The sequence below is a fragment of the Sphingomonas plantiphila genome (assembly GCF_046000505.1).
In the GTDB taxonomy this organism is placed as follows: domain Bacteria; phylum Pseudomonadota; class Alphaproteobacteria; order Sphingomonadales; family Sphingomonadaceae; genus Sphingomonas; species Sphingomonas plantiphila.
This window is the reverse complement of record NZ_JBELQC010000001.1, coordinates 1,370,001-1,388,232: the sequence shown is the minus strand read 5'-3', so window position 1 is coordinate 1,388,232 and position 18,232 is coordinate 1,370,001. Positions and strand designations below refer to the sequence as shown.

Here is an 18,232-nt window from a genome sequence, read left to right as displayed (position 1 = left end):
TGTCTTGTCGCCAAGGGGTGCGACGGGACGCGCGCGCCGTCAACGGGGGACGGGACGGCGCTGCGATAAAGCGATCACGCTGCACACCCCCGCCCCCGCCGTTCGCATCACCGCGCCACGAAGCGAATCGCCGCGCCGCCGCCCGGCCCCATCCACAGCGGCAGCGTGTCGCCGCGCTTCACGGTTTTCTTCTCGATCACGATCGCGTGGCGCTTGGCAGTGCGATAATCCGCGCCCTCGCCATCGCGATAGATCTGCGCCTCGAACGTCTTGCCGGGCTCAAGGAAATCGAGCTTCACCTCGACCGTCCGCGCCTCCTCGTCGGTGACCGCGCCCAGGAACCACTCACCGCTGCCCTTCGCCTTGCGGACCACGGTGACATAATCGCCGACCTCGCCGTTGAGCACGCGCGTGTCGGTCCAGTCGACCGCGACATCCTTGATGAACTGGAACGCGCCCGGATATTTCGCGTAATTTTCGGGCAGGTCGGCCGCCATCTGGATCGGCGAATAGAGCACGATATATTGCGCGAGCTGTTTGGCGAGCGTCGAGTGGATCGGCTCGCCATTCTTGCCCTCAAGGCTCAGCACGCCGGGCGTGAAGTCGAACGGCCCCGCCAGCATGCGGGTGAAGAACAGGTTCGCCTCATGCTCGGGCGGGTTCTTGGGCACGCCCCAGGCGTTGTATTCCTGTCCGCGCGCGCCCTCGCGGCTTACCCAGTTGGGATAGGTGCGGCGCAGGCCCGTGTCCTTGATCGGCTCGTGCGGATTGACGGCGATCTTGTACTTCGCGGCGGTTTCGACGACCTTCAGGTGATGGCGCGCCATGAACTGGCCGTCGTGCCATTCCTGCGTTCGCTTGCCGTCGGGCCAGTCGCGGTCGACCTGTCCGGCATCGGTGACATAGCCGGTCTTCACCACCTCGATCCCGTTCGCCGCAGCAAAACGATAGGCGTCGTCGAGCTGCGCCTCATACTGGCTCGCGCCGCCGGCGGTCTCGTGGTGACCGATCAGGTGGACGCCCTTCTTCTTCGCATAGGCCGACAGCGCGGCCATATCGAACTGCGCGACCGGCTTGTCGAAGTCGAACGCGTCGCCATTGTCGAACCAGCCGCCGTCCCAGCCGACATTCCACCCCTCGACCAGCACGCCGCGGAAGCCGTTTTTCGCCGCGAAATCGATATAGCGCTTCACGTTCGCGGTCTTGGCGCCGAGCTTGTCACCGGTCGCCCAGGTCGCCTTGTCGAGGTGCATCTCCCACCACACGCCGACATATTTGCTGGGGGTGAACCAGCTGACATCGCCCAGCTTGTTGGGTTCGTTGAGGTTGAGCTCGAGCTGCGACATGTAGAGCTGCGGTGCGCTGTCGGCGACGCGCACGGTGCGCCACGGCGTGGTAAAGGGCGCGTCGCGCGAAACGCGCGCGGCCTGCGACGATGGAGACAGCGTCGCGCGGAACCGCGTTCCCTCCACCCGGCGCAGCCACATGCCGGCGAAGTCGACCAGCGCCGCTTCGTGGAACGCCAGATGCGTGCCGTCGGCCAGCTTCATCGTGACCGGGGTATGCGCCTGCGTCACCGCGCTCACCGGCGTCTTGTTGTAGAGATATTCGTAGCGGTTCCACTCGCCCGCCGGGGTCCACCAGGCGGTGCCGTCACTCGCCAGCGCGAACTCGGTCAGTTCGTCGGCGATGTTGAGCGTCTTGAGATTGTCCTGCCCCGGAAATTCGTAGCGGAAGCCGAACCCGTCATCGAACACGCGGAACACCACGTCCATCACGCGCGCGAGCGCGGTGGTTTCCTTGAGCTGCACGCGCAGCTCGGTGTGCCGGTCGCGCACCGTCTGCCATTCGCCCCACGGCTGCTGCCAGGTCGTGTCCGCGCTGGAGGTCGTATGGCTCGCAATCGCGAAATTGCGCTCGAGCTTGGGCGCGTCGGTCAGCAGGAAGCCGAGCCTGGAGGGCTCGACCAGCGGCTTGCCACCGCGCGTCACCGCATAATGCGGCCGCCCGTCGCCATCGACGGTGACGGTGACCCGAAGCGTCCCGTCGGGCGAGGCGACGGAGATGCCGCCGTCGCGCTGTGCGGTCCCCTGTGCCACGTCCTGCGCAAACGCCGGCGCCGCGCTCGCAAGCGTCAACGCTGTCAGAGCCATTAGTCCACGCATCATACTCTCCTGTCGTTGGCGCCTCACGGGCGTCAGTCTATCGTCTCGAGGACCATGCCCGAATAGGGGGGCAGGCTGCCGGGCTGCGCGCCGTTGACGGCCGTCAGCACCCGAACGCGATCCGGACCCGCAGGATGCCATGTCAGCGCCTCCTTGCCCAGATTGAACGCGCAGGTCAGCCGCTGATCGCCATGGCTGCGGGTAAACACGAGCAGCGCGTCGCCGGCCTCGATCACCTGCATCGCGCCCTGCCGCAGCGCCGGGCTGGCCGCACGGGTCGCGATCAGCCCGCGTGTGAGGTTGAGCAGCGAGCCGTTGTCGCGCGTCTGGCGATCCACCGCCATCGTCGCATGGTCCGCGCCGACGGGAAGCCAGGGCTCGCCCTCGCCGAAGCCGAGATTGCATGCCTCCGCCTGCCACGGCATCGGCGTGCGCACGCCGTCGCGGCTCAATGTCATCGGCCAGTTGGCGATCGCTTCCGGGTCCTGCAGCTTCTCGAACGGGATATCGACCTGGGTCAGCCCCAGCTCCTCGCCCTGGAACAGGATCGCGTTGCCGCGCAGGCACAGCAGCAGCAGCATCTTCATCGCGGCAAAGGCGTCGCGATGCTCCGGCTCGACCCAGCGCGAGATCGCGCGGGGCGCGTCGTGATTTTCGAATGCCCAGCTCGGCCAGCCGGTTCCCGGCGTATCGGGCCAGGTTTCCACCGCCTGTTTGACCAGCGCGGGGGTGAGCGCGGAGGCATAGAGGAAGTCGAAGCCATAGGCGCTGTTGAGCCGCGTGGTCCCGGCGGTGAAGGCGTGCATCTCTGCCTGGGGCGTCGGTCCGCCGACTTCGGCAACGGTGAATGCGCCGCCATAGGCATCGGTCAGCGCGCGATGCCGTTCGAGAAAGCGCACGATATCGGGATGGCTCTGGTTGTAGATATGCTGCTGAAAATCGAACGGGCGGGTGCGCGGACTGCCGTCGTTCGGCGCGGGCGGATTATCGCGCAGTTGGGGATCGTGCATCGCGAAGTTGATCGCATCGACGCGAAATCCGTCGACGCCGCGCTTCAGCCAGAATTCCGCTGCTGTCAGCGCGGCATCCTGTACCTGCGGATTGTGCAGGTTGAGATCGGGCTGTGAGCTGAGGAAATTGTGCAGATAATATTGGCCGCGTCGCGCGTCCCAGGTCCAGGCCGGACCGCCGAAGACCGACTGCCAGTTGGTCGGCGGTGACCCATCCGCCTTGGCGTCGGCCCAGACATACCAGTCGGCCCGCGGGTTGTCCCGGCTCGACCGGCTTTCCTTGAACCATTCATGCTGGTCGGAGGTGTGCGAATAGACCTGATCGATGATGACCTTGAGCCCCAGCGCATGCGCGCGGGCGATCAGCGCATCGAAATCGGCCAGCGTGCCGAAGATCGGATCGACGCCGCAATAATCGGAGATGTCATAGCCGAAATCGCGCATCGGCGAGGTGAAGAAGGGCGAAAGCCAGATCGCGTCGGCGCCGAGCGCCGCGACATGATCGAGATGCGCGGTCACGCCCGGCAGGTCGCCGATCCCGTCGCCGTTGCTATCGGCAAAGCTGCGCGGATAAATCTGGTAGATGACCGCGCCGCGCCACCAGTCGCCATCGGTTCTTGTGAGGGGCATTGCCGCGTGCTGGTTCACTTGGCCTCTCCGGCCGCGGCGCAGGCGACATAGCCGAAGGCAGGCAGGCTGACGGTCAGGCTGCCCGGCGCGGCGACGGTGGCGGCGCAGGTGCCGACCAGCGACGTGAAGCGGCTCGATCCGACGCCGACCTCCACCTGCCGGGTGATCGGCGTGCCGCTGGTGTTGAACGCGACTACCACTTCGGTGCCGGACACCGGGTCGATCCGCGATACCGCGAACAACCCCGGGGTGTCGTCATAGTTGCGGGTGACCTGCCGCCCCTGCGCGAGCGCGGGGTTCGCCCGCCGCACGGCGGAAAGTTTCGCGATCTCGGCATAGAGCGGATGCGCGGTGTCGAAGTTCGATTCCGCTGTCGTCCGGGTCGTCCCGATCAGCCTGTTGTCGTTGTAGACGGCGACCTTGCTCGCAAACATGTCCTCGCGCGCATCCTGGTCGTTGCCGTCGCCGATGAACCCCTGCTCGTCGCCCGAATAGACGGTCGGCACGCCGCGCAACAGCAACAGCATCGCATGGCCGAGCCTTACGCGCGCCAGCAGCTCGGCATCGTCCGCCTTCGGGAACGCCGTGCGCACATCGGTCGAGAAGCGGCCGTGATCGTGGTTGGAGATGAAGGTCGGCAGCTTGAGCGCGGTCGCCGCGCCGCCCTCGTAAAGCGCGTCGCGGTCGAACAGCGCCGCCAGCGTGTCGGTCCCCTTTGTTCCGGCAACCGTCGCCTGCACCGCAGCGCGGAAGCCGAAGTCGAGCACGCTCGGCAGCTGGTGGACGCGGGTGTGCAGCGCGAGATCGCCAGCATCGCCTTCGTTCGCGACTTCACCGAAGATGTGGAAGTTCGGGATGCCTTTGGCCGCGGCGCGCTCCTGCATCGCTTTCGCGAACACCTGCCAGAACTCCGGATTCACGTGCCGCGCGGTATCGATACGGAAGCCGTCGATCCCGAACTGGTCGATCCAGCCGCCATAAATATCGATGAATCCCTGAACCACACGCGGATTCTCGGTCATCAGATCGTCGAGCCCTACGAAATCGCCCATGGTCGAGCTTTCGTTGCGGAAGGTCGTGTTGCCGCGATTATGGTAGAAGATCGGGTCGTTGAGCCATGCCGGGACCTTCACCGATTTCTCCGCCTCGGGCACGAACGGGGTGTAGGCGTAGTTCGGGTCGGTCAGTTTCGCGAAATTCTCCGCGGTCTGGACGGAATCGCCCATGAAGCCGGGGTTGATCGCCGCGCCCGTCACGCCGCCCTTGCGCTGATAGGGATAGTCGGCGCGGTTGCGATACTCGCACGCGCTTTCCGGACACTCGCGATACTGGATCACGTCGGCGGTGTGATTGGTGATGATGTCGAGATAGACCTTGATCCCGCGCGCATGCGCCGCATCGACGAACGCCTTCATCTCTTCATTGGTGCCGAAATGCGGATCGACCCTAGTGAAGTCGGTGATCCAATAGCCGTGATAGCCCGCGCTCTCCTGCCCCGGCCCGCCCTGCACCGGCTTGTTCTTGTAGATCGGCCCCAACCAGATCGCGGTCGCGCCCAGCCCCTGGATATAGTCGAGCCGCGCGATCAGCCCCCTCAGGTCGCCGCCATGGAAGAAGCCCTTGTGGCTGGGATCGAAGCCGTGCGTCAGCCGATCGCCCTTGATCCCGCCCCGGTCGTTGCCGGGGTCGCCATTTTCGAACCGGTCGGGGAGCATGAAGTAGAGCACCTCCTGCTCCGCTGCGCGGTCGCGCAGCGACGGCGCGGTCTGCGCCAGCGCCGGGCCGGCGATCGCGGTGGCGAGGATCAGCGGGAGCAGCTTCATAGGCGGGTCACTTCCTGGGGTTGGGGCGTCGCGACGCAGCGCGCGACAAAGGCATCATGGTCGGGCATCCGCTCCGCATCGCGGGCAAAGGCGGTGGCGACGGTGGTGAGAAACTGGTCGAGCTGCGCATCGTCGATCTGGTCGGCGAGCGGGTGCCAGCGTTCGGGCAGGATATTCTGCCCGACCATCACCTGCACCCACCCCGCGACATCGAACAGCTCGTCATGCTCGCGCACGATCCGGCCATTGGCGCGGAACATCGCGATGCGGTTCGCCAGCGGCTCCGGCAGCTCCATCGTCCGCAGCGCATCCCAGAACGGTTCGCCGGTGCGGCCGTTCGCGGCATAATGGAGGATCACGAAGTCGCGGATGCGCTCGATCTCGAAGGCGGTCAGCCGGTTGAACGCGTCTCGATCGGCATCCGCCACCGAGCCGTTCGGCAGGAAGTCGAGCAGCCGGTTGATGCCGGTCTGGATCAGGTGGATGCTCGTCGATTCAAGCGGCTCGATGAACCCCGCCGACAGGCCGATCGCGACCACATTGCGGTTCCATGCGCGCGTCCGCCTGCCGGTCGTGAAGCGCAGCATGCGTGGTTCCGCCAGCGCCTCGCCGTCGAGATTGCCGAGCAGGGTAGCGGTCGCCGCGTCCTCGCTCATATGCGCGGAGGAAAACACATGGCCGTTGCCGGTGCGGTGCTGGAGCGGGATGCGCCATTGCCAGCCTGCCTTGCGCGCGGTCGCGCGGGTGTAGGGCGTGAGCGGCCGCACGCTCGCGCACGGCACTGCAACAGCGCGGTCGCACGGCAACCAGTGGCTCCAGTCCTCATACCCCGTCGCCAGCGCGCCCTCGATCAACAGCCCGCGAAAGCCCGAGCAGTCGACGAACAGGTCGCCCGCGATCCGCTCGCCGTCCGCCAGCGTCAGCGCCGCGACATCGCCGCTCCCGCCATCCCGCTCGACATCGACGACGCGCCCCTCGACCCGCACCACGCCGCGCGCTTCCGCATAGCGCCGCAAATAGGCGGCATAGAGCCCCGCATCGAAATGAAAGGCATAGGGCAAGGGCGGCAGCATGCTGTCCGCCGCGCGCTGCACATGCGCGAAGCGATTGCGATACGCCGCAACGTTGTTGAGCACATAGTCGCCGAGCGGCCCCGCCTTGCCCGCCGCCCGCGCGCGCAGCCAGTAATGGTGGAAGGGCAGCAGCCCCAGCCCGCGACCGACCAGCCCGAACGCATGCATGTAGCGATCGTCGCGCCCGCCCCATCCGGCGAATTCGATGCCGAGCTTGTACGTCCCCTGCGTCGCGCGCAGGAAATCGGCCTCGTCGATGCCGAGCGCCTGGTTGAAATTGCGGATCATCGGGATGGTCGCCTCGCCCACCCCGACGGTGCCGATCTCGTCGGATTCGACCAGCGTGATCCGCCAGCCCTTGCCGCAGAAGCGCGCCAGCGCCGCCGCGGTCATCCAGCCCGCGGTGCCGCCGCCCACGATGACGATGCTGCGCACCATTTCAGACATCGTATCGCCTTTCCCCCCGGCGGGACCCGCCGGGGGACACGGTAGAGATCAGAACTTGTAGGTGAAGCCCGCCTGGAACCGCCGGCCGAAGCGCTGATGGTTCAGCACCTCGAGCGGGCGACCGGGGTTGATCGCGACGAAGGGCTCGTCGGTCAGGTTCGACCCCTGGAGGAACAGCGACAGCCCTTCGAGCGCGCTGCCCGGCTGGAAATCGTAACCGACCTGCGCGTCGACGATCGTCTCGTCCAGCGCACGGCGACGGGTGCGGTTTGCGCCCAGCCCCGAGAAGTCGCCCAGGAAGGTCGAGCGATAGCGAACGCTGCCGCGGATATTGAAGCCCCATTTCTCGAAATAGGCGGTGCCGTTCGCGACCCAGTCCGAATAGCCGGGGATGTTCTGCGGCGTGGAATTGGGATCGGTCGGATCGGGCACGATCTCCGACTTGGTATAGGATACGCCACCGGTCACGCCGAAGCCGGACAGCGCCGACGTGAACGTCTCGAACGGAACGGTCCCGGCGAATTCGACGCCATAGATCTTGCCGCCGTCGCCGTTGAACGGCTGTTTGATGCGGCCTTGCGTGTCGACGGGCGGCGTCGGCTGGACGACCGGGAAGCTCGAGAAATCGAAGGGGCGTTCGGCGGTGTAGATGTAGTTGTGCAGCGTCTTGTGAAACAGCTGCAGCGCGACATAGCCGCTGCGCCCGAAATATTTCTCGAACGTCAGGTCGAACGCGGTCGCCCGATACGGGCGCAACAACGGGTTGCCGCCCTCGCCCGTCACGATCCCCTCGGCCAGGTTCGGGCCATAGGAGATGTTGACGCGCATGTCGTCGAGCCGGGGCCGCTGGATTTCGCGGGCCGCGCCGAAGCGGATCACGAAGTCGCTGTCGAAGCGCAGCGACAGGCTCATGCTCGGCAGCACGTCCCAGTAATCGTCGCCCAGCGTGCGCAGCTGCGGGCCGGTCGGGGTCATGATATAGCCGGTCGAGTTCTGGTTGGTGCTCTGCGCCAGCACGCCGAAATTGCCGGTCAGCCGCGCACCGCCGAATTCGGCGGAGATGTTGGCCATGGCATAGGCGCTCAACACCTCTTCCTCGACGCTGAAGCTCTTGAACAGCACGTCCTGCCCATTGTTGGCTACGAGGGTGTAGACCCCGCCATTGAGCAGATCGAGCGGGTTGTAGCTCAGCATCGGACCGAGGCCGAGATAGTCGAGGTTGGTGGGCTCCAGCCGATATTCCGCGGGCACCTGGGCCTGCAGCGCGCCGCCAGCCAGTTGAAGATAATATTCGTCCGGAACCAGCGACTTCTCGCGATCGACATAGTTGGCGCCGAGCTTCACGCTCTTGATGAACCCGCCGTCGAATTCACGCTCGATCTCGGCGAGGTAGCTGAACAGCTCGTCGTCGACGATGCGGTCGTTGTAATAGCCATGCTGGCGCCCGCCCGGCGCGCCACCACCCCAACCGAGCGGATCGGTCAGCACGATCAGGTTCGGATCGCTGTAGTCGAGCTGGTGCGAGGTGAAATAGGTGCCCTGCGGCGTGGTGCGGAAGCTCAGCGTGTCGACCGCGCCGACGCCGCCGCCCGGGCCGGTGCCGGCATTCGATTCGAGGGTCAGCTCGCGGCGATCGGTGCGCGACCAGCCGAAGTCGAAATTGACGTTCCAGCCGTCATCGCCCTTGTGGTTGAGGTTGATGCCGCCCGAATAGAGATCGGCCTGACGCAGATAATTGTGGTTGTTCACCACCCCCTCGACGTTCGAGAAGGTGCCGGCGGTGATCACCCCGTCCTGAACCTCGCGCCCGGTCGGCGACAGCACCGCCCCGCTCCACGCCAGCGGCAGTTCGATCCCGCGCTTGATCTGGGTATCGTCGAAATTCGAATAGAAGCCGTCGAGCGTCAGCATCCAGTTGCTGCCGAAATCGGCCTGGATCGAGCCCGAAATGCCCAGCCGCTTGAGCTGCGAGGTGGTGACGAACGGCTTGACACCGCCGACGACATTGTCGCCGCTGGGGTCGGTCGCGTAGCCCCACGCCTCGAATTCCTCGATCTGATAGGGTTCGTCGACATAGGCCGCGGCGAGCGCGATGCCGAGCCGGTCGTCCATGAACTTGCCGACATAGGTCGCGTTGAGGCGGTAGCCCCATTCCTTCGACCCGCTGTTGAGCTTGCCCATGTCGGTATAGATGCCGCGCGCGCCGACCGCGAAGACTTCCTTGCCATAGTCCAGCGGACGGATCGTGCGGATGTCGACCGTGCCGACCAGGCCCTGGCTGGTCAGCGACGCGTTCGGCGTCTTGTAGACGTTGACCGCGCTGACGACCTCGGAGGGATATTGGTCGAACTCGATGCCGCGATTGTCGTTGGTCGAGGTCTGCGGGCGCCCGTTGAGCAGGGTCGACGAGAAATCGGGGCCGAAGCCACGGATCGAGATGAACGAGCTGCGGCCCGAGATGCGCTGCGACGTCAGGCCCGGCAGGCGCGCGATCGATTCCGCGATCGAGGCGTCGGGCAGCTTGCCGATGTCTTCGGCCGAGACCGATTCGACGATCTGCTCGGAATCCTTCTTCGCTGCGACCGCGCTTTCCAGCGCCGCCTTGAAGCCGGTGATGACGATTTCCTCGCCCGTCGGTTCGGCGGGCGCCGCGTCCTGGGCATAGGCTGGCGCGGACAGACCCGCGACGAGCAGCGCGGCGGCGATCGCGCTTCCGCTGGTACCGATGGAAAGTCGAGCAGCCACGCGGCCGCCTGCGAGATTGCGCATGAATTCCTCCCCTAAACCGGCCTTCGACTGGCCGGGCCACACCCGTCCGGTGCGTTGGATCGCCTTGTCTGCTCAACCCGCGCATCATGCCAGAGCGTGGCATACGTATTCAGCATAGGGGATCGTGCTGCGTGGCCGCTGCGCAACATTGACGGCTCCGAGAAAGGCGCCCAACGTCACCGCATCACACGGAGGGCACATCCGTGGATGCTTAGGGGAAGCGTGCCGGGCCTATGCAACGCAAGCCGACATCGTTCGACATCGCGCACCTCGCGGGCGTGTCGCAGCCGACCGTCTCGCGCGCGCTGCGCGGCAGCCGCGGCGTCAACGAGGCGACCCGCAAGCGGATCGAGGCGATCGCGCAGCGGCTGAACTATCGCGTCGACAAGGCCGCGTCGAACCTGCGCAGCCGCCATGCCGAAACACTGGCCGTGCTGATCTTCCAGGACGAGAGCGCGGACGACAGCGCGATCAATCCCTTCTTCCTCTCCATGCTGGGATCGATCATGCGCGCCTGCGCCGACCATGGGCAGGACATGCTCGTCTCGTTCCAGCAGCTGGGCAGCGACTGGCATCAGGATTTCGAGGATTCGCGCCGCGCCGACGGGCTGATCCTGCTCGGCTATGGCGACTATGAACTGTATCGGACCAAGCTGAGCGAGCTGATCGCGCAGGGGACGCATTTCGTGCGCTGGGGTTCGGTCGAGGGCGGCGGCGCGGGGCTGACCGTCGGATGCGACAATCACGGCGGCGGACGCGCGGCGACGCGGCATCTGATCGATCTGGGGCGACGGGAGATCGCCTTTCTCGGCACGGCATCGAGCCACTATCCCGAGTTCCATGATCGCTACCGCGGCTATGCCGCGGCGTTGCGGGAGGCCGGGCTGGTTCCGCGCCCGGAGTTGCAGGTCGATGCCCTGACATCAGAGGAAGCGGGCGCGGCGGCGGCGGAGGCGTTGCTTTCGCGCGGCACGCCCTTCGACGCCATCCTCACCGCGAGCGACCTGATCGCGATCGGCGCCATGCGTACGCTGGGCGAGCATGGCCTGCGCGTCCCCGAGGATGTCGCGGTGGTCGGTTTCGACGATATCGCGGCGGCGAGCTTCACCAACCCGCCACTCACCACCGTCATGCAGGATACCCGCGCCGCCGGGCGGATGCTGGTCGAAACGCTGCTCGGCTGTATCCGCGACGATCGCGTCCATGACGTCCTGCTCCCCGCCAAACTCGTCGTTCGCCGCTCGTGCGGTGCACCGGCCTGACCCGCTTCAAGGATTCATGATGGAAAAACCGCGCCAGGGCTTTTGGGGCCTGTGGAACATCTCGTTCGGATTCTTCGGGATCCAGATCGGCTTCGCGCTGCAGAATGCGAATATGAGCCGCGTCTTTCAGTCGCTGGGCGCAGAGATCGACAATCTGCCCGCCTTATGGATCGCGGCGCCGCTTACCGGACTGCTGGTGCAGCCGATCATCGGCCATCTGAGCGACCGCACCTGGCTCGGTCGCCTCGGCCGGCGGCGGCCCTATTTCCTCACCGGCGCGATCCTAGCCGCGCTGTCGCTGTTCTTCATGCCGCTGGCGCCGGCGCTGCTGGCTGCCGCGGTGATGCTGTGGGTGCTCGACGCGTCGCTCAACATCTCGATGGAGCCGTTTCGCGCGTTCGTCGGCGATATGCTGCGCAAGGATCAGCACAGCGCGGGCTATGCCGTACAGACCGCCTTTATCGGCGCGGGAGCGGTGGCCGGATCGATCTTCCCCTGGGCGCTCGAGCATCTCGGCGTCTCGAACGATGCGCCGCTCGGCAGCATTCCCGACACCGTGACCTATGCCTTCTGGTTCGGGGGCGGCGCACTGTTCCTGGCGGTGCTCTGGACGGTGCTGACCACGCGCGAGTTCAGCCCGCAGCAACTGGCCGCGTTCGAGGGCGCACGTGCCGAAGCCGCCGATGATGCCGTGCACGCGCTCGCGGCCCGTGGTCCGCTTGCCAGCATCGTCTGGATCGCCGCCGGCGCCATCGTCGCACTGGCGGTCGGCTGGTTCGATCTCGAAAAGGAGGTCTATCTGCTCGGCGCGCTGCTCGCCGCCTATGGCATCGCCAGCCTGATCGCGGCCCGGCTCGCCAGGGCAGGGCGCGGCACCAACATGCTGGCCAGTATCGTCGGCGATTTCGCGGGGATGCCGGCGCTCATGAAGCGGCTCGCGGTGGTGCAGTTCTTCAGCTGGTCGGCCCTGTTCATTATGTGGATCAACACCACTCCGGTGGTCGCGGGCGCGTTCTACGGCGCGCCCGACGCCGCCGATCCGGGCTATCAGGAAGGCGCGAACTGGGTCGGGGTGTTGTTCACCGTCTATAACGGTGTCGCGGCGATCGCCGCATTGACCCTGCTCCCGCTGCTCGCATCGCGCTTCGGCAAGGTGCGCACGCACATCATCGGCCTGCTGTGCGGCGCGGCCGGCTTTGCCAGCTTCTTCGTCATCCGCGATCCGCACTGGCTGATCGCCAGCGAAATCGGGATCGGCATTGCCTGGGCCTCGATCCTCGCCATGCCCTACGCGATCCTGGCGTCGAACCTGCCGCAAGCGAAGCTCGGGATCTTCATGGGCCTGTTCAACGTCTTCGTCGTCGTGCCCCAGTTGCTGGTCGCGACGGTGATGGGGTCGATCATGAAAGCGTTCTTCCCCGGGCAGCCGATCTGGACGATGGCGTTCGCCGCCGGAACGCTGTGCATCGCGGCCGTGGCCATGATGCGGGTGAACGAGAGCTAGAGCGCCGAGAAATCGATCGGGCCATGCCGGTCGAGCGTGGCAGAGCGATCCTCCATCGGATATTTGAGGCCGGTCGCGCAGTTGAACAGCAGTACGGTCTCATCGGGCGACACCCGCCCGTCCGCAATCGCCGCGCGCCATGCGGCGAGCGTGGCGCCACCCTCGGGGCACAGCAACAACCCGTCGAGCCGCGCCGCATCCTCGACCGCCTCCAAGATCGCCGCGTCGCTTACCGCGATCGCAAAGCCATTAGAGTCCCGTACCGCGTCGAGTATCAAAAAATCCCCCACCGCCTGCGGCACACGTATCCCCGCAGCGACAGTGTGCGCATCCTCCCAACGCGTGGCATGGCGCTCGCCCTGCTCCCAGGCGCGTACGATCGGCGCGCACCCCTCGGCCTGCACCGCCACCATGCGCGGCCGCTTCGATCCGATCCAACCCAGCGCCTCCAGCTCGGCAAACGCCTTCCACATGCCGATCAGCCCGGTACCGCCGCCGGTGGGGTAGAAGATCACGTCGGGGAGCTCCCAGCCGAGCTCCTCGGCCAGTTCCAGGCCCATCGTCTTCTTGCCCTCGATCCGGTATGGCTCCTTGAGCGTGGACAGATCGAACCAGCCATTGGCCTCCTTGCCGGCAGCGACGAGCTTGCCGCAATCGTCGATCAGGCCATTGACACGATATACGCGCGCGCCCTGCGCCGCGATCTCGCGCACGTTGATCTCCGGCGTATCGTCGGGGCAGAAGATCACCGCATCGATCCCCGCCTGCGCGGCATAGGCGGCCGCGGCGGCACCGGCATTGCCGTTGGTTGGCATCGCGATCGTCGTGACGCCCAATTCTTTTGCCATGCTGATCGCCATGACCAACCCGCGCGCCTTGAACGATCCCGTGGGTAGCCGACCCTCGTCCTTGACGAGCAGGTTCCTCGCGCCCTCTCCTGCACCGACCTTCCGCAGCGCAACGATCGGCGTGGTGCTCTCACCCAGGCTGACGATGTTTTCGGCGCGCCGTACCGGAAGCAGCTCACGATAGCGCCACAGGTCGGCGGGGCGCTGCGCGAGATCGGCGGGAGTCACCGCGGCACCCAACGCTTTCAGATCGTAGCGGACCAGCAGCGGTCGCCCGACACGGGACAAGCCGTGGATCTGGTCAGCGTCGTAGCGCTCCCCCGTCATCCCGCATTCGAGATGGGTGACGAATGTCGGGCGTTCGGTTGTGAGATTGTCGTCGTGGCGCATCACGCGGCTTTAGGACGGGTGACTAAGCTAGTCGATGCACACGGCGCACCATTCTGCGATCAACAAGGTGCGACGCGGAATGATCATCCAACCAGCGTGGCCCAGTCATCGGTGCGGCACAGCCGGGACGGATGGCGATCTACGCTGGACACAAAAAAGCCGCCCAAAGGCGGCCATTTTGCGTGATGTGGATGGTTGCGGGGGTTGGATTTGAACCAACGACCTTCAGGTTATGAGCCTGACGAGCTACCGGGCTGCTCCACCCCGCGCCATCACGGGGCGCAAGGCCCCAAAAGCAAAAACGCGCCGCGCCGGTTAGCGCGACGCGTGCTGCGTTTCTGACATTGTGAATGGGTTTTCCACTTACACCGGCTGCAATGCCTGGCGACGACCTACTCTTCCAGTGCTTGAGCAATAGTACCATCGGCGCAGTCAGGTTTCACGGCCGAGTTCGGGATGGGATCGGGTGGGTCACTGACGCTATGGTCACCAAGCAATGAAGCAGGTGTAAGTGGGGTTTCAAATCGATGTGCACCAAGGCTTGAGGTTACAACCGCAATGAGCAGCCAAAGCTGTCATTGATGGTGGGACTCATCAAGCGCGAATAGGACAATTAGTACTGGTTAGCTCCACACGTTACCGCGCTTCCACATCCAGTCTATCAAGGTGGTGGTCTACCACCGTCCTAAGAAATCTTATCTTGAGGGAGGCTTCCCGCTTAGATGCTTTCAGCGGTTATCCCGTCCATACATAGCTACCCTGCTGCGCCGTTGGCACGACGACAGGTACACCAGAGGTATGTTCAACCCGGTCCTCTCGTACTAGGGTCAACTCCTCTCAAATTTCGACGCCCACGGCAGATAGGGACCAAACTGTCTCGCGACGTTCTGAACCCAGCTCACGTACCACTTTAATTGGCGAACAGCCAAACCCTTGGGACCTGCTCCAGCCCCAGGATGTGATGAGCCGACATCGAGGTGCCAAACGATTCCGTCGATATGAGCTCTTGGGAATCATCAGCCTGTTATCCCCGGCGTACCTTTTATCCGTTGAGCGATGGCCCTTCCACGAGGGACCACCGGATCACTATGACCGACTTTCGTCTCTGCTCGACTCGTCAGTCTCGCAGTCAGGCTGGCTTATGCCATTGCACTCTAACGATCGGTTTCCAACCGATCTGAGCCAACCTTCGCACGCCTCCGTTACTCTTTAGGAGGCGACCGCCCCAGTCAAACTACCCGCCACAGAGGGTCCCTGTTCCGGCTAACGGAACGAGGTTAGACATCAGAAATCAACAGGGTGGTATTTCACCGTAGGCTCCACACCAGCTGGCGCCAGTGCTTCAAAGCCTCCCACCTATGCTACACAATTAATTCCTAATGCCACTCTGAAGCTGCAGTAAAGGTGCACGGGGTCTTTCCGTCTAACCGCGGGTACTCCGCATCTTCACGGAGAATTCAATTTCGCTGAGCATGTCCTGGAGACAGTGGGGAAGTCGTTACGCCATTCGTGCAGGTCGGAACTTACCCGACAAGGAATTTCGCTACCTTAGGACCGTTATAGTTACGGCCGCCGTTTACCTGGGCTTCGTTTCGGAGCTTGCACTCCTCCACTTAACCTTCAGGCACCGGGCAGGCGTCAGGCCCTATACGTCGTCTTGAAGCCGACTTAGCAGAGCCCTGTGTTTTTGCTAAACAGTCGCTACCCCCTGGCCTGTGCCCCCTGCTACTGCTTGCGCAATAACAGGGCCTCCTTCTTCCGAAGGTACGGAGGCAATTTGCCGAGTTCCTTCAGGACACTTCTCTCAAGCGCCTTGGTATACTCTACCTGACCACCTGTGTCGGTTTCGGGTACGGTCTATACGGTGGAGCTATTTCCTGGGACAACTTCGAAGCATGCTCAATCCGATAAGAGCATACAACACACGCCATCCGTCACTACCACCAGGCCCACGAATATTAACGTGGTTCCCATCGACTACCCCCTTCGGGCTCGTCTTAGGGGCCGGCTCACCCTGCTCAGATTAGCTTTAAGCAGGAACCCTTGGTCTTTCGGCGAGAGGGCATCTCACCCTCTTTATCGCTACTCATGTCTGCATTCGCACTTCCGATACCTCCACCGTCGGTTACCCTTCGGCTTCGCAGGCTTACGGAACGCTCCGCTACCGCGTGATCGTAAACGATCACACCCTAAGCTTCGGTGCATCACTTTAGCCCCGTTACATTTTCGCCGCAGGAACCCTTATTTAGACCAGTGAGCTGTTACGCTTTCTTTAAAGGATGGCTGCTTCTAAGCCAACCTCCTGGCTGTTTTGGGATTCCCACATGCTTTCCCACTTAGTGATGACTTGGGGACCTTAGCTGTAGGTCAGGGCTGTTTCCCTTTTGACGACGGACCTTAGCACCCGCCGTCTGTCTCCTGGATAGTACTCCTAGGTATTCGGAGTTTGGTTAGTATTGGTACAGCTCGCGCCGCCCGCAACCATCCAGTGCTCTACCCCCTAGGGTATTCGTCCAAGGCTCTACCTCAATAGATTTCGCGGAGAACCAGCTATTTCCCGGCTTGATTGGCCTTTCACCCCTAAACACAACTCATCCGATAATTTTTCAACATTAAACGGTTCGGTCCTCCAGTGAGTGTTACCCCACCTTCAACCTGGTCATGCCTAGATCGCCGGGTTTCGGGTCTAATGCATCAAACTCAATCGCCCTATTCAGACTCGCTTTCGCTGCGCCTACACCTAACGGCTTAAGCTTGCTTGATACACTAAGTCACAGACCCATTATGCAAGAGGTACGCGGTCACACCCTAAAGATGCTCCCACTGCTTGTAGGCGTTCGGTTTCAGGTACTGTTTCACTCCCCTCATCGGGGTGCTTTTCACCTTTCCCTCACGGTACTAGTTCGCTATCGGTCATGTACGAGTATTTAGGCTTCGAGGGTGGTCCCCCGATGTTCAGACAGGGTTTCACGTGCCCCGCCCTACTCAAGTCCTTCATCATCACTTTCGCATACGGGACTGTCACCCGCTATGGTCACACTTTCCAGAGTGTTCTGCTAGTTGAAATGAAGGCACTGGCCTGGTCCGCGTTCGCTCGCCACTACTAACGGAATCTCGGTTGATGTCTTTTCCTCCGGGTACTGAGATGTTTCAGTTCTCCGGGTTCGCTTCACGAAGCCTATTTTATTCAGCTAAGTGATACCTGTTTCCCAATTACTCTCACCATGGCGAACCATCGTAAGAATAATCGGGATAGGTGGGTTTCCCCATTCGGAAATCGTCGGGTCAAAGTTTGCTCACAACTCACCGACGCTTATCGCAGCGTGCCACGTCCTTCATCGCCTGTACATGCCAAGGCATCCACCAAACGCCCTTACCTCACGCTTGAGAGTCCACACCACCAACGACAACTCTGGGCTGGCTAACGCCAGCACGAAACTCGGCAGAGCAGAGCAGCGTGGCTGTTTTGGTGTGGTTGTTAATCTCAGCCTTGATGTTCGACGTCGATAAGCAAGGCAGCGTCTGCCAAGCCATCAACGCCTCACGGCATCGATTTGAAAAACCCATTCACAATGTCAAAAACGCAAGCGACCACCGAAATGGTCGCGCTACCGCTGCTATGACGCAGCGGATCTGATGATCCTCATCACTGGATGTCGATGTCACGCCCATTCGCAAAAATGGTGGAGCCTATCGGGATCGAACCGATGACCTGATGCTTGCAAAGCAACCGCTCTCCCAGCTGAGCTAAGGCCCCATTGAAAAGCGATGGTGGGTCTGAGTGGATTCGAACCACTGGCCTCACCCTTATCAGGGGTGTGCTCTAACCAACTGAGCTACAGACCCATCGCCACACCTGCGCCAACTTCCATTCTCGAAAGAGAACGGCGCGGCCGCGAGGGGCGTGAGCCAGCTCAGGCATCCAGCCCGACGAGAATGCTCTCGCGGGCTGATCCAGTGATGAAGGGACATGAGGACGGCGGCTATGTTCTTTGGAATGGGAGGAAGCTCTTCCGGATCCGTAGACCCGGCGCTTTCCGCCGCTATCCTTAGAAAGGAGGTGATCCAGCCGCAGGTTCCCCTACGGCTACCTTGTTACGACTTCACCCCAGTCGCTAAGCCCACCGTGGTCGCCTGCCTCTCTTGCGAGTTAGCGCAACGCCTTCGGGTGAACCCAACTCCCATGGTGTGACGGGCGGTGTGTACAAGGCCTGGGAACGTATTCACCGCGGCATGCTGATCCGCGATTACTAGCGATTCCGCCTTCATGCTCTCGAGTTGCAGAGAACAATCCGAACTGAGACGACTTTT

General features: G+C 63.4%; 8 protein-coding genes, 3 tRNA genes and 3 rRNA genes (1 of these 14 running past the window's edge). 2 read left to right on the top strand and 12 right to left on the bottom strand.

The window, feature by feature from the left end:
• Positions 1 to 107: 107 nt before the first annotated feature.
• The 5 genes from ABS767_RS06560 to ABS767_RS06540 are packed head-to-tail and all read right to left on the bottom strand — an operon-like array spanning position 108 to position 9,917.
• The gene (locus ABS767_RS06560) at positions 108 to 2,165 is read right to left on the bottom strand and encodes a glycoside hydrolase family 97 protein (protein ID WP_408077549.1); all 2,058 of its coding nucleotides are present in this window, start codon (positions 2,163 to 2,165) and stop codon (positions 108 to 110) included.
• 32 nt (positions 2,166 to 2,197) lie between these two features.
• Entirely contained in the window at positions 2,198 to 3,805 is a 1,608-nt protein-coding gene (locus tag ABS767_RS06555) for an alpha-amylase family glycosyl hydrolase (protein ID WP_408077548.1), read from the bottom strand.
• 14 nt (positions 3,806 to 3,819) lie between these two features.
• Positions 3,820 to 5,628 carry an alpha-amylase family glycosyl hydrolase gene (locus tag ABS767_RS06550; RefSeq protein ID WP_408077547.1) on the bottom strand — a complete coding sequence of 603 codons (1,809 nt, stop codon included), beginning with the start codon at positions 5,626 to 5,628 and terminating at the stop codon, positions 3,820 to 3,822.
• Entirely contained in the window at positions 5,625 to 7,148 is a 1,524-nt protein-coding gene (locus tag ABS767_RS06545; RefSeq protein WP_408077546.1) for a tryptophan halogenase family protein, read from the bottom strand. Before ABS767_RS06545 ends, ABS767_RS06550 begins: the two co-directional genes overlap by 4 nt.
• A 48-nt stretch (positions 7,149 to 7,196) precedes the next feature.
• On the bottom strand, positions 7,197 to 9,917 hold the full coding sequence (locus ABS767_RS06540; RefSeq protein ID WP_408077545.1) for a TonB-dependent receptor: 2,721 nt from the start codon (positions 9,915 to 9,917) through the stop codon (positions 7,197 to 7,199).
• Between the two features lie 233 nt (positions 9,918 to 10,150).
• On the opposite strand from ABS767_RS06540, the gene ABS767_RS06535 reads away from it, so the two are divergent.
• On the top strand, positions 10,151 to 11,179 hold the full coding sequence (locus tag ABS767_RS06535) for a LacI family DNA-binding transcriptional regulator (RefSeq protein ID WP_408077544.1): 1,029 nt from the start codon (positions 10,151 to 10,153) through the stop codon (positions 11,177 to 11,179).
• Positions 11,180 to 11,198: 19 nt separating this feature from the next.
• Positions 11,199 to 12,683: an MFS transporter gene (locus ABS767_RS06530; RefSeq protein ID WP_408077543.1), complete on the top strand. Its 1,485-nt coding sequence runs from the start codon at positions 11,199 to 11,201 to the stop codon at positions 12,681 to 12,683.
• Here the strand turns inward: ABS767_RS06530 and ABS767_RS06525 are convergent.
• The 7 genes from ABS767_RS06525 to ABS767_RS06495 form a co-directional block, all read right to left on the bottom strand.
• The gene (locus ABS767_RS06525; RefSeq protein WP_408077542.1) at positions 12,680 to 13,921 is read right to left on the bottom strand and encodes a threonine synthase; all 1,242 of its coding nucleotides are present in this window, start codon (positions 13,919 to 13,921) and stop codon (positions 12,680 to 12,682) included. The two genes, ABS767_RS06530 and ABS767_RS06525, sit on opposite strands and share 4 nt — an antisense overlap.
• Positions 13,922 to 14,113: 192 nt before the next feature.
• Positions 14,114 to 14,190 (bottom strand) — tRNA-Met (locus tag ABS767_RS06520).
• Positions 14,191 to 14,300: 110 nt separating this feature from the next.
• A 5S ribosomal RNA gene (gene rrf, locus ABS767_RS06515) occupies positions 14,301 to 14,415 on the bottom strand.
• A gap of 99 nt (positions 14,416 to 14,514) precedes the next feature.
• A 23S ribosomal RNA gene (locus ABS767_RS06510) occupies positions 14,515 to 17,308 on the bottom strand.
• A 294-nt stretch (positions 17,309 to 17,602) separates the two neighbouring features.
• Positions 17,603 to 17,678 (bottom strand) — tRNA-Ala (locus ABS767_RS06505).
• Between the two features lie 12 nt (positions 17,679 to 17,690).
• Positions 17,691 to 17,767: transfer RNA gene (locus tag ABS767_RS06500), tRNA-Ile, on the bottom strand.
• A gap of 207 nt (positions 17,768 to 17,974) precedes the next feature.
• Positions 17,975 to 18,232, bottom strand: a 16S ribosomal RNA gene (locus ABS767_RS06495); it runs 1,229 nt beyond the window's last position.
• The 16S, 23S and 5S rRNA genes sit together here with 3 tRNA genes alongside, the layout of an rRNA operon.